The 13,255-nt window shown below is 55.5% G+C and carries 9 protein-coding genes; 6 read left to right on the top strand and 3 right to left on the bottom strand.

Translation table 11 applies throughout. The features are described 5' to 3' along the window. Window positions 1-36: 36 nt before the first annotated feature. Complete coding sequence (locus tag AArcSl_RS11355; RefSeq protein ID WP_217563446.1) at window positions 37-1,524, top strand: serine hydrolase domain-containing protein; 1,488 nt, start codon at window positions 37-39, stop codon at window positions 1,522-1,524. Window positions 1,525-1,692: 168 nt separating this feature from the next. On the opposite strand, the gene AArcSl_RS11350 is transcribed toward AArcSl_RS11355, so the two are convergent. Continuing rightward, window positions 1,693-2,346: a CPBP family intramembrane glutamic endopeptidase gene (locus tag AArcSl_RS11350; protein ID WP_217563445.1), complete on the bottom strand. Its 654-nt coding sequence runs from the start codon at window positions 2,344-2,346 to the stop codon at window positions 1,693-1,695. Between the two features lie 840 nt (window positions 2,347-3,186). Beyond that, window positions 3,187-3,885, bottom strand: a complete 699-nt coding sequence (locus tag AArcSl_RS11340) for a TraB/GumN family protein (protein ID WP_133412155.1) — start codon at window positions 3,883-3,885, stop codon at window positions 3,187-3,189. 249 nt (window positions 3,886-4,134) lie between these two features. On the opposite strand from AArcSl_RS11340, the gene AArcSl_RS11335 reads away from it, so the two are divergent. The 5 genes from AArcSl_RS11335 to AArcSl_RS11310 all read left to right on the top strand — a co-directional run bounded on the left by AArcSl_RS11335 (window position 4,135) and on the right by AArcSl_RS11310 (window position 9,450). Next, window positions 4,135-4,608 carry a hypothetical protein gene (locus AArcSl_RS11335; protein WP_245883225.1) on the top strand — a complete coding sequence of 158 codons (474 nt, stop codon included), beginning with the start codon at window positions 4,135-4,137 and terminating at the stop codon, window positions 4,606-4,608. Window positions 4,609-4,612: 4 nt separating this feature from the next. Then, window positions 4,613-5,644, top strand: coding sequence for a hypothetical protein (locus AArcSl_RS11330; protein WP_119819164.1), 1,032 nt, complete (start codon window positions 4,613-4,615; stop codon window positions 5,642-5,644). 51 nt (window positions 5,645-5,695) lie between these two features. Further along, a complete protein-coding gene (locus AArcSl_RS11325; RefSeq protein WP_119819161.1) occupies window positions 5,696-7,078 on the top strand; it encodes a PD-(D/E)XK nuclease family protein in 1,383 nt (460 codons plus the stop codon). Between the two features lie 508 nt (window positions 7,079-7,586). Beyond that, the gene (locus AArcSl_RS11320; protein ID WP_119819158.1) at window positions 7,587-8,495 is read left to right on the top strand and encodes an ADP-ribosylglycohydrolase family protein; all 909 of its coding nucleotides are present in this window, start codon (window positions 7,587-7,589) and stop codon (window positions 8,493-8,495) included. Between the two features lie 475 nt (window positions 8,496-8,970). Beyond that, window positions 8,971-9,450 (top strand): hypothetical protein, encoded by a 480-nt coding sequence (locus AArcSl_RS11310; RefSeq protein WP_119819155.1) that lies wholly within the window; start codon window positions 8,971-8,973, stop codon window positions 9,448-9,450. Window positions 9,451-9,597: 147 nt separating this feature from the next. Here the strand turns inward: AArcSl_RS11310 and AArcSl_RS11305 are convergent, their stop codons facing one another. Beyond that, window positions 9,598-12,684: a UvrD-helicase domain-containing protein gene (locus AArcSl_RS11305; RefSeq protein ID WP_119819152.1), complete on the bottom strand. Its 3,087-nt coding sequence runs from the start codon at window positions 12,682-12,684 to the stop codon at window positions 9,598-9,600. Window positions 12,685-13,255: the final 571 nt, after the last annotated feature.

The raw sequence follows: 13,255 nt of genomic DNA, 5'->3' as shown, positions 1-13,255 counted from the left end.
AACAGGATTTTCATCCTTCATCCGCAACCAAAACCCATGGAGTACTCACGCCGAGGCTATCTCCGTCAGTCTTCTATCACCGCGATAATGGGATTTGCTGGTGTTTCTCTTCTCTCGAAGCGAAGTGCTGGTGAAGGCGACGAGCTTCCATCCATTCTGGAGGACCGCGTCCCGACACTGCTTGACCGATACGATGTTCCCGGGGCGGCCATTGCAGTCGTGACCGATGGGGAGGTATCTTGGACCGGCGCATACGGCGACGCTGATCGGGACACCAACCGCCCGATGAAGCCAGACACACTCTGCCGTCCACAGTCAATCACGAAGTCACTCACTGCATGGGGCGCGATGACACTCATCGAGCGAGAACAGATCAGTCTTGATACGTCGATCCGTGAGTGTATTCCGGACGCGAAACTTCCCGATTCAGATGCCTGGGATGAGGTAACCGTCCGACGACTCCTTAGTCACACGGCAGGACTTCCAGAGGGAATATACACGAACTATGCACCCGGCGCGTCGATTCCCTCTTTGGAGGAAGCAGTCCGGGGGAACGCAGGCGCGGCGCCAGCGCGACCGGAGGACCCTCCCGGAACGACGTTCCAATATTCGAATCCCGGCTATGTGCTGCTCGAACTGCTTATCGAGGAGGTCACCGGACAACCGTACCCAGCGTACATGCAAACCGCTGTGTTCGAACCGCTCGGAATGGACACATCGACGTTCGATCTCGATGAGGCACTGCAGTCAGGGCTTGCGACCAGTCACGAGCGGTCCGGTGAGGTAGTCGAGCCGTATCGTGAAGCAGCGCTGGCCCACGGGATGCTGTTTGCGACAGTTGAAGACATCGCTACCTTCGTTGCAGCAGGGATGCCGACAGTCGACGGACGGGAACCTGGTCGAGATGTGTTGACTTCCGAGCGTGTTGCGGAACTGCACTCGGAGGAAGTGGAAACGACCGGATTCTACGGATACGCATCGGATGGATATGGGCTTGGTCACCTCGTCGAGACGCTACCTGATGGGTATCGAGCAGTCTCACATGGGGGACAGGGAACCGGCACGTGGGCCTGGTATCATAGCGTCCCGGAAACTGGAGACGGTATCGTGATTCTCACCAACAGCGAGCGGAGCCTCCGATTGATTGCTGCCATACTCACAGAATGGACCGATAGCCGCGGACTTGGGTCAGTCTCTCTCGCTCGAACATATTCCCGTGTGGTAACTACCGGTCGAGTTGTGGCAGGTGGTCTCGGGATAGTTGGTCTGGGGCTAGCATGGAGACTCGGGCGCGACAGTCATAGTGGAAGAAGAACGTTCGCCCCGCTCGCAGACCACTCCCGTCTGAAACGAGGGATCGCTGCCAGCGTCGCGGTTGTATCGCTCGTCGTCTGGTGGATGGTGGCCTATCCAATTGCTGACCTCTTCTTGCCGAACCTTGCCGATTGGGTCGGCGGTTCGCTATCTCTCTTTGCTGTACTCCTGTTCCTGATGGCAGTCTTCCCCAAAATAACCGAGGAGTGAATCTGTGGCTGGGTCGTGATTCCGACGCTCTCCAACGAGTAACTCATATTGACTGGTTACCCCTATAGCTTCCAGACAGCATCCCGACTTCAGCCCCGATGTCTTACTGGGTTTGTGATGGAATCAGACAAGACATCTCGACAGTGCAAGACAAGCAGCGAGTTTGGGTTACGGAGTTGAGCGGACAGTTGCCCAGTCTGGCAACGGTCGTGGCACATCCCGACCGCGGAGTGAACCCGGACCGAACCAGATCACGAGCACGAAAGCGACAATTACAGTCCCGATAGTGACGGACGGATACATCTCGGGGGCAAATCCCATCGTCTCGCCGGTGAAGTTTCCGAAGAAGTGAAAGAGGATGACTGCGAGAACGCTCCGTGAAGTATTGTTGTAGACCCACGTTCCGATAATCGCAGTCAGGACGATACTCGGCAGAAACCACCACAGTTCCGGTTGGAATGTCGTCCCCTCGTAGTAGCCGGACATGTAGAGGAGCGGAACGTGCCACAGGGCCCACACAGTTCCCAAGATCAAACTACTCACGAGTGCGCTCCAGCGTGTCTGGAGCTGATCGAACCAGTAGCCACGAAGCCCAATCTCTTCGATTGACGGGAACAGCAGCACGACCGCCAGCAAAAAGAATACCGCTCCGGGATCAAACAGCCGGGCGGAGTCGATGAACGCCAGTGGTTCGGCCGTGAATCCGGTGAGGAGGGCAACGGCAGCCACAATAAGATTGTACACCGGATAGAACAGCACGATGATGATCCACCATCCGCCAGTGATGCGACCGAGTTCAAACAGTTGCTTACGGAGGTCCACGAACCCAGATCGCCCGTGGTTCGCCCACAATAGCACGAGCCCAGCCAGGAGGGGACTCGACCCGCCAATCAGGAACAAAACCATGTTCGGGTATGTCCAGACCGATGCGTCCGACGCAACCACTGGGAGCCAAAACAGGTACGCCCAACCAAGATACAGAAGCGGGAATCCCCAAGGGACAGTGGTTCGCACGAGCCCGGAAGCACGTGTTACGAACTGCTGGGACCCAGACTGACCCATATGTAAGCTCTCCTGAAAATCGACTTAGCCGTATCGTTGATTCTAACAGGCTGGGAAAAATTCGCTCTCGTGAGTAAAAAAAAACATCCTGACTAACGTGATCAGGTGGTCACAACATTTTCTATATGGTCGCTCCTCTGAAATACCCTAAGCGAATCATCACGAAGTGAGTGATGAATACATCGGGCGTATCTATCACGCAGCGACCCTCCATTCGGAGGTCGCTGCGTGGCAACAGCGTCGAAACGAAACAAATCGTCCCATCGACTGGCAATTTACCACCGACGATGCCCGGATTAAGCTCCGCCAGCTGTATCCAGTTGAGCTTGAATCAGATCTACAAATTCAGAGTTGAAGCTACACTAAGGCAGGAACTCTCGGTTGAAAACTTTCCGATGATGTGTATGCCCCTTCTACGCATCAAACGGTTCGTGATAGGTTATTGCTATGAATAACTTCGTCTGCAACATCAATTCTCTGTATGTTGCACGGCCATTGAGAAATTTCTAATGTGTGATAAGTAGAGTAGTGATCTGAAACTCACAAATCCACGGTTGAAGCACCACTTAGTGGGTTTTAGCCCGTCAGAGTAGGATGCCTCTACTTCGCACTTGACCACGGCGAATCCCGCGGGAACAGACGATAATGTGCGAGTGGAGGTATCTCCACGAAATCGTCGGGAATCTCCGATGGCGTACGCAACAAGTCAACGACACCAGTGAGATGCTGTACACCGACCATTGCAACGATCGTGTCGATGTCTTCGTCACTAACAAGTGCGTGTAAGTGCCCTGCCATCACGGCATCCCGTTCGGCCAGCACGGTGGTGAACGCATCGGGTGCTCGGACTTCCGTCAATGCTCGCCACTCCCGGATAGTCTCCAAATCCAACTCGTAGTACGTCGCCCTCGTCAATTCGTCAGGGGAGCCGATGATTCCGAGTTCAGTGAAAATCTCCCTGTCGAACCGTTCAAAATCAGCCGAATGCTCCGACTCTCGGGTATCGATACCAGCGAGGAGCAGATCGTAGAGCCGGTCGGTCGCGTACGCGGCGGCCTCCAGTTCATCGCGCGGCGGCCACCGAGCGTCCTGTACGTCCGGGTGGTACTGTGAAATCGCTTCAGCACAGGCTTCGACAGCGACGACATCCGGTTCGTACCGCGTTATCGACCCTGTCAGCCGAGCGATCGTCAGTGGATGGCCGTGTAATCCACCAAGTACGTGAACGCCCCCGACCTGGGCAGCAACATCGCAGTTCGTGAATCCGGTTTCCCGGATGGCCCGTTTCTGCTCACTCATCGCTAGACCCTCCGTGACGGCGTGAACGGGTTCGACACAGTGACGATACGGCAGCACTACCGTACGTTGTTCCACCTGAATAGTCTCGGGCAGTGTAACGCTTCATACAGGCGATGATCGAGAATCCTAATAAAGAGTTGGAAAGTTGTGACGCCCTGTTTCTCGTCCTGCCGGTACGAGTAACTCGTCGAGAACTCCGACCCGGTTCTCCCGATATGTTCATACACACGTCCCCCGAGTGACTTGGGTATGGAGCGAGTCTGGATTACGAACGGCTCGACGAGCATCGCTCCGGTCGTCAATCCGTTGACTGCGGCGTGTCACGACGGCTACGTCCCGACCGATATTTACGTCCTGAACAACCCGATCATCGAAGACATCACGGATGGAGCAACGTCACTGATGAAGACGGTCGTCACCGCACACGGCGGCGACGAGCCTGAAATCACAGTCGAAACCATCGACGAAGAAACCGACTTCGACGCGATCATCGCGTACGTGCAGTCAGCAATCGAAACGGCTCATGAGGCCGATGCTGACATCGCTGTAGACATCACGCCAGGACGACGGTTCTGGTCGGTCATCAGCTTCCAGGCTGGCGTCAAACACGACGTCGAACACCTCTTCTACTCACACGTCAAAACCGAGACGCACTTCGGGAAGTCTTATCCAACGATTCCGCGGACAGCCATCGATCTCATCGATTTTACGGAGGTGCTCTGACGCGATGCGGGTCAAACGCGAGCACCTGACGGTTCTGTTGAATCGGTTGTACGACCGCGGCAACGAGGAGTTCGCCGTCGAACATCCCTCGGCGGATATCGGCGAGTTACTCCGCGTCGAACTCGACGAGGGCGCCTGTACCGTGCACTTCACGACCGACCTCGATTCGTACGCCACAGTTCGCCAGGACCTGGGTCGTCAGTACCCTGATCGGGTTTTCGAGGACCTGCCGACAGCGGACAACTTCCGCAATACGCTGCTTGCAAGTGGAATCCTGAACCCTGCGAATCAGGCGGACATTGAAGCCTTCCTCGATCGATACGGTGATCCCGACCTGATGGCCGGACACGCTCCTGTCTTCGCTGGCTTCGACACGAATCTCTTGCCGTGGCGAATCGACCGCGTTCTCGGTCTACACGACCCAGACAACGGGATCGGATACGTCAACGGATTCGTTCTTGCGACTGGTATCCGTGACGAACTCGACTGGGATTACAAGTGCCACGATACCGACCCGTTCGTCGATGCCTTTGGCAACGCCTTCGAGGAATACTGGAACCAGCCACTCGGGTCTGCACGCGTCGGTCGCCTCGGACTGCTCACCTACCGGCGAATCCGCGACATCGAACAGGCGGTCGAAATTCAGAGTGACGAGGGCGATGAGGCGATTATCGACGCCTACGACGAATACGACCAGGCGTATCGCAGCGATATTCTCCTCTTCAGCAACGACCGCAACTTCGTCGAACGCGCCCGCTCTCACCGCATGCTTGGTCAGCGCGTCGACTTTCCCAATTCGTTCCCGGACGAGGCGACCGCCAGCTGGCAGGCGATCGAGACGCTTCTGTACATGCTCGCTATCGTATTCGGGATCGTCGAAGTGCCGAACACCACCGTCTACGGAGTCTGGCGTGGCAAGGACGAACTCGACTGGCAACACGAGCGCATCAAACTCGACGCCCGGAGTCCAAAGCTCGAAGCGAAATTGGAGGGCGATCTATCGATCGTCGAGTCATACGAAGAACTGAGTGGGTAATCGACTCCGCACGTGAATTAATTTGAAAAGCGGGTGAAACCTAGACGACGTATGACTGACAATTCACTCGCGTTCGACCGCGGTGAACTGGAGCAATTCCTGAAGGAGTACATGGAGCTCGACCGCCGGGTGCAGCGTCCGAAAGACATCTATTCGATACTTCGCGGGCCACGGGAGCGCAAGTACCAGTATTCGCTCAAATACTTCCTGGATCCACGGAAATCACACGGCTTCGGAGACGCCCTCCTCACACAATTCTTGGATTGTCTCGACGTGCACGAATTCAATCTCTCGCGCCAGCACATCGAAATCGAGGACGAAGTTCAGATAGCGGACACCGGTTCAGACGGCCGGATCGACTTGATCATCTGTGGTGGGCGTGCATTGGACGATCACCCACGGTGGGCGGTGTTCCTGGAACTGAAAGTCGGTGCAGAGGAAGGAACACACCAAACGACTACGTACGCCACCGCAGACACGTGGCGGTTCGACTGGTTCGGTACGGACACGATAGCGGTCGAGGAACTGGACGTTACGAAATACGCATACGTGAAACGGGACGTTGCCGATCCGCCGGATGACGAAACTGGGACTTTCGAGTCAGTGTCTTGGGCTGATCTCGTGGAGAGTTTCGAAGCGGAAACGCAGGATTCGCTCTTCGAGTACCCCAACCGTAGTGTTATTCAATTTACAGACTTCATTCAGTCACTAAAGGAGACCGAGGATATGGACTCATCCATCGAAGAAGACGAACTCAACGAGCGCCTAGACCTGTATTTCGAATACAGCGATCTGATCGAGCAGGTCGAACAAGCGAACAGCCAGTTCGAAAGTGACTTCGAAGATGTCAGCACCTACCTGAAAGACAACTGGGAGACCAAGCTCACCAAAAAATACGATTTCGAGACCTCAGGATGGAAAACGTCGAGCGCGAACAACCCGAAGTGGCAGAAGATTCTGCCCGAATACTGGGATCAAGACCCGCTCGATAGGAGAAGCACCATCCAACTGTATTACCGGCATTCACCGACGACCACGCACCTCCGGGACCGGATCCTCAGTTTCAGACTGCGACTCCCCCCACAACGAAACGTACATACGGACAAGCGACACGAGGGACAGTCATTCAACGACATCTTTACTGAAAAATGCACCTCAGAGTACGCGGAGAGTTTAGAAGATTCGCTGGAGGAGACAGATGTTGATGAACTTCGCCTGGGAAGTGCGTCGGCACTTGTCGTGAAAAATTACCAACTTGACCCACAAAACCTCACTGAGTCGTATTTCGAACAGTTGGATACCGCAGTGTCTGACTTCTGCACCGATCGAACCGACTTGTCCCGAATCATCAACAAGGTGTTCGAAGAGACATATCAGGAAGTGTTCAGCAAAGAGCCTGAAGGCGAGTTCCCCGGCGAGCTTTCCGAACGTTGAAGAGCGGCGTCAGTCTCTGAATCTCGGGCCAACAGTCCACGATTCAGGTGCGCAAGGTAATTGCTGGTGTTGCCACTTATGACAGTAATCGCCAGCAGTATACTGGTTAAGCGAGAGTTCTCCACTACATGTTGTACGAACGGCAATCGCATCCCTTTCTTCAATTTATCCACAGTCGGTAGCACATCCATGTACACGGACAGCGGTCGTGCTTTCCGTGAACTGTCGATGGTACTCACGTTTTCGTCCTCGCCGACAATACAGAGACATATCAGTTCACGGGTACTCGTTCGATCATGCTCGATCGCGCGATGATATCTTTGTTATTGCCCCCCGGTTTCGTCCCGTTGAGATTCGCCGGTGTACGTTTGATCTCGATGACGTGCTTTCCTTCGCTGGCGTCCGATTCGACGCAGATATCAGGAGTGAGCCGGTTGCGATTTCGCTCAGTTGAGCGTTGCAATCTGTCTGGACCCACACTTTTGCCGCTGCCCGCTGAGACTCACATATGGTCACCGACAACGCCGCGGGCGTCATGCTCGGACTCGCGTGCGGGGATGCGCTTGGCCGGCCTGTCGAGTTCCGGTCTGCCCGCCAGATCAGGGCCGAACATGGCACTCTCACCGATATGGTTGGGAACGGGACGTGGGGGCAACCCGCCGGGACGATCACCGACGACACCGACCAGGCGCTGTGTATCGCGCGAAGTCTCGCCGACCATGGTGAGTTCGATCCTGAAGACGTCGCTGCCAGATTCGTCCAGTGGTATGAATCCGGGCCGTTCGATATCGGAAACATGACGCGACAGGCACTCCAGCGGCTTGCCTCGGGCGACTCCTGGGAGGAGGCCGGCCAGAGGGTGTGGAAAGCGAGTTCCGAAGGGAGCAACGCCGGGAACGGGAGCGTGATGCGGTGTCCACCGCTCGCTATCGCGTACCCAAACGATCACGACAGACTCGCCGAGGTCAGTCGCCAGTCCTCCCAGATCACGCATGCTGATCCGCGGTGTACGGAGGGCTGTGTGATTTTGAATCTCACGATTGCGGGCCTCCTCGAAGATACGGATTCCCCGTTGCAAGAGGCTCTCGATTACGTTGGCTCGAACGCACCTGACGAACTCGTGACGGCGCTCCAACCGCTCGCTCGTGGTGATTCGCCAGACACGCTGGAGACGTCAGGGTATGTCGTCCATTCGCTGCAGACGGCACTTCACGACGGCCTATTCGCCGAGAGCGCCGAGGACGCGATTGTAACGGCCGTGAATCGCGGCGGTGATACGGACACGATCGGTGCGATTGCGGGTGCGGTCGCCGGTGCGCGGTTCGGGGCCTCACAGCTTCCAGATCGATGGCTTACTGCTATTGACGAGGCTGACGAACTCGAAGCGTTGGCAGCGCAACTTGTGGAGTTACCGTGATGTTTGTACTCGCGCTTGACTGGGACTGGACGGTGGACGTGAATCCCCTCGCAGCGTGAAGCAGTTTCACTTGAGTGGATACGATACTGGGCGCACGAGACAGATCATAAAGTCTGGGCGATCGGAAACCAGAATCTCGTCAAGGAAGCAGCCATTCCGGGCACGGTAGAGTCGATTCGACGGCGTGATAGCCACACAGACGCGCTCGTCGAGCAGGACGGAGACGAATACTAATACTCTCTCGGCGCTCCTCATCTTGATGTAGTCAGGAACTGTCGCGTCGTATTCAACGACTGTGCGACTTGCGGTAGGATTCTCCATTCAACTCTATTGAATCAGTGGGCAGCGTCAAGGTCGGCCGGTGAATCAAAGAAGTAGAACCGGGTGAGTAGTAGTTTGATGAATATCACTACTCGCATTCTTTATTAAAATTACAAGGCGTAGAATTATACGTGAGTGCAATTTACCCCAGATTATGCCCGGAACGAATGTCTTCTTGGTCCCGTGTGACCCAGGAAACTATGATCGAACTGTCGGGTCACCAGTCGATCTCGACGAGTATCCCGACCGTCCCGAGCCACTACAGAATATGACTGAAGCTCGCTTCTGGGGGGCACGAGACGGCGAAGGCAACCAATCTTATTTTGAGAAGATGGAACCTGGTGATCTCGTCTTGTTCTATCAGGAGTCACAGTATATCGGCGCCGGTGTCATTGGAACCACCTTCGAAGATGAGGAAGGGTGGGTTCGAACCACGTTCTGGAAAAACGCCCCGTCAACCCTGATCTATACGATTAACAACTTCAGTTCCATTTCTGTTCCACGATCCAAAGTCAACCAGCTTTTCGACTACAAAACGGATTACTACCCACAAGGGCTGACCCGCGTTGCAGACCACCGCGTCACCAATCGACTCGCCGCGATAAAACTCGCCCTCGAAAAAGTATCAGACTGACAATAGTGTCGTGTTGAAACGAACGAGGTTGAACGTCGCTATCCCCGGGCCAAGTCACGAACGTCGTCGTCTGCTACATCTGCGGTCGAGAATACCTCACCGCGATCTTCACCACACGTCATCTTTGGCTGTGTGTTTCTCATTAAATCAGGAGTCCGCTCCAACTTGACGGAGTGGCGTTGCTGTCGTCGCTGATCGGAGGACGGCTTGTGGGTCGCCGTCAAATTCGTTGATCTCAACATCTTCGAAGTGATACCATACATCTTCCTCAACAGTTGGTGGTGATTCGTTCGCCCACGAGACGAAACGGATCGTCCCGGTCGCATCTTCCAGCACCCCGGCTTGGTGCTGTGTTTCGTGCAGATCATCCCAGATGAGTTTGACCTTCGCAGTGAGTTCGGTTCGATTGTCTCGCTCTGGAGAAAGATGGGCGAGTGACTCTTCTACGTCGAGATACGGTTCGATTTCATCGATGAACGGCGACCACTTCCCAGCACGCGTCAAGAGATGCAGTTGCTTTTCGGTTCGAGTGATCGCCACGTAGAAGAGCCGGCGTTCCTCTTCGATCGTCGCGGTATCGATGTCTTGGACGGGTGCAACGAGGGAGTTCTCCCGTTGGTCGGCTGGGAATCCGTGTTTGCCAGCCGTGACGTTCAGGACGATAACTTGCTTGGCTTGCCGGCCTTTCGCCTGGTGGACGGAGTACACGGCTACGCCAGCGTCCGGGTTGAACGCTGCATCGTACTCACCCGGCATTCCGGCTGGACGGTAGTGGTCGTCTTTGCCATCGTACGGCAGTTCCCGGCGTTCAAGCGCTGATTTGACACGGGTAGTGAACTCCGCGCCCTCGTCGTACCGGCACAGCACCATCACGTCTTCAGGGTCGTGTCCGTCAGCGAGAAACGTCTCGACGAGTTCGACAGCGTACCTCCCGACACGTTGTTCGTACTTCGACGACGTGTACCCGTCGAGGACGTGGAGTTTCGGGTGCCAGTCGTGGTCGCGGGCAGCCGTCACCGTTTTTTGTATCTGATGGTTGTTATTGTGGATCAAGTCGTTCCCCGCCTCAAGCACCGTTTGCGGTGAGCGGTAGTTCCTCGTGAGTTGTGTTTCGGCTGTCGGGCCGAAGTGGTCTTCAAACGCGATGAATTGCTGGATGTCTGCGCCTTGGAACGCGTAGATACTCTGCCAGTCATCGCCAACACAGAACAGACGCGGCCCTGTATCCTGTCCTGCCAGCGCTCGGATGAGTTCGATCTGATGCCTCGACACATCCTGGAATTCATCGACGAGGACGTGGTCGTACTGGTGCCGGTACGGCTCCGGATTCGCCTGCACGGCGGCTGTGGCGTCGTTGATCATATCATCGAAATCAACGAGACCGGATCGCTCCAGGTACTCGTTGTAGGCTTCTAACACGAGAGCGCCACACAGCCCGAAGTAGTACTGCCGTGGCCGCCTCCGCGACAACCGGGTCCGTGCTTTCTCGGCGTCGATGTTGAACGTTTTCGCGTTGTGGACGAACGAGGCAAGTGACTCCTTGATATCGCGTTCTTTCTCGTTGTATTCGAACGCCTCGTTGACGAATGCCGTAAACGACAGTTGGTCAAGCTCAACACCCGCGTGTTCGAGGCGGTGCTGCAGCGCTGGTTCGAGCCACCCGGCTTCGTATTCGAACTCGAATGTTTCCAGCAGTGTATACTCGGAGTCGCTGAACTGCGAGCGGGCCCAGCGGAGTTTCTGCAGATACTCTGCACTCGTCCAGGAAAACCACGGGGCGACCTCGGCGTTTTCGTCGATTCCCCAGTGTTCGATGTAGATATCGTACTCCGGTAGGTAGAAATCCGGGCGGTATTCCCCTTTCTCGGCAGCGCTCTCAGCCCACGTTGCAACGGCTTCGTACTGATACTCGACGTTATGCGTGAATAGAAAATCAGCAATTACACGCTCGGCACGTGAGGCGACGGTTTCACCGGCGAGTGTCTCGTACGTCTCAGCGTTGCGCTCGGCGACGTATTCCGCCCGGGAGTCGAAATCCGTCTCGGTGAGGTGCGTGTGATCGTAGTGAAACAGAAACTGTGTATAGTACTGCTGGAACTGCTCACGCTCACCGTTTCGTGCTTCTCGGATCACCCTATCGATGAGATTATACAGATCCTGGGTATCGACGACATCGAGGTATTCATCCGCAGCGTCACGGGCGATCTCGTAGGCGAACGAGTGAATCGTCCGCACATCGACACCGTCGATATCGAAACGCTCGGTAAGTCGTGTTTCCATTTCGCGGGCTGCTTGCCGGGTGAACGTGAGTGCAGCGACTCGTGATGGGTCCGTGCCCTCCGCCACGAGATACGCGATTCGATACGTCAACGCTAAGGTCTTCCCGGTACCGGCGGCCGCGACAACGAGGTTCCGCACGTCATTCGTCACGATCGCCTTCCGCTGTGCCTGATTCAGATCGTTCCCATCGTCGTCGATGTTTGAGAACAACTCCTCGTACGCTGCACACTGTCGCTCAATGAACGTATCATTGTACCCGTCAATGTACCGTTGGATACTATCATGCGCATCGGAGATGTCAGCGACGTACTGTTGATCAGATTCTGCGAGCCGTTCAAGCGGACACTCCCGGGTAAGCATCGCCAGTTCGTCTGAAAGCTCCGCACACGTTGTTTCAATCTTCGCTTGATCCGGCGAGGTAAGGTACTGGTCATATGAGCGGTACGGAGCTATGATGTCTCCGAGGTGTACCACCGTTTCCTCGATCGCAAGAATCCGAGTATCGAACGTCGATTTCGCTTCGACGAACCTTTCGAAGTCATCAACGCGTTCCTTGCGATTCGAGAGTCCGGTGTGCTCTGTTTCCCGAAGGAACGCATCGGGTGACTCATCGACAGTAACCAGGGTTCGAAGGTCCGTCTCGAACGACTCAATGTCTTGACGAACGTCAGCAAGCCGTGACTCATACTCGGCTCCCGACGGCAGTCGCTCACCGGAGTCCATCATGGGCGAAAGCTCCTCAGCCACGTCATCGAGAACCGGATCGATCGCACGCACCAACTCTACGTATCGCTCTCGTACCTGCGCTCGAATCGCCTCGTATTCCTGCTTCTGCTCTTCCGGGTCACCAATCAGCCGGATCTGGAGCCATCGAGGCAGGAACCGACGCCACCATCGCTGTTCCGATTGCTCTAGACACTGAACCAGCGTTTCCCACGATTCCTGCTCAGACATACGACATGAATAGTTTCCCGGATCCAGGAGACTGCGGCTGTAGAACCGATAACATCTGTCCGAACGAACACCCGGGCAGTATAAAAACGATGGTGGCCTGTCCTGTTGCTTGAAGATCCCGTCACAAGATTAGCCCTCTGGTGGATAGGGGGGTTAATCGAGACTCTGAACGCCAGTTGAATCGCCTTCTCCGAAATCAGCAGATTCTGACTGTGACGGTTCACGCTGTCACTGTTCGTACGCTTTCTTCCACTCTTCGACTACTGACCAACTTTCAGCTCCATGTTCAGTGCGCCGCCGACGAACTTGGATTAGCTCTGGCGTATTCATCGAATCACCTGATACGATTGCTTGTCCAGGCGTTAACCCCGGCAGTTCACGGAGTACATCTTCGCCTGCAGCTTCGACGGACGTCTTTATTGCGTCCTGATCGTTCGGATTTTCATTGAAATCTGCGCCCCGCACTGCGAGAGAAAATGTTCATCAATATGGTTAGACGGGCTGCGTGGACGGACCTCCCGGTGCGTCGGGCCGCCCCCGCGTACCGGCCATCTGAGGACGGGTTCCACTA

This window comes from Halalkaliarchaeum desulfuricum (genome assembly GCF_002952775.1).
GTDB classification, from domain to species: Archaea; Halobacteriota; Halobacteria; order Halobacteriales; family Haloferacaceae; genus Halalkaliarchaeum; species Halalkaliarchaeum desulfuricum.
Note: the sequence above shows the minus strand (reverse complement) of the source record. Positions and strands in the feature narration are given on the sequence as shown.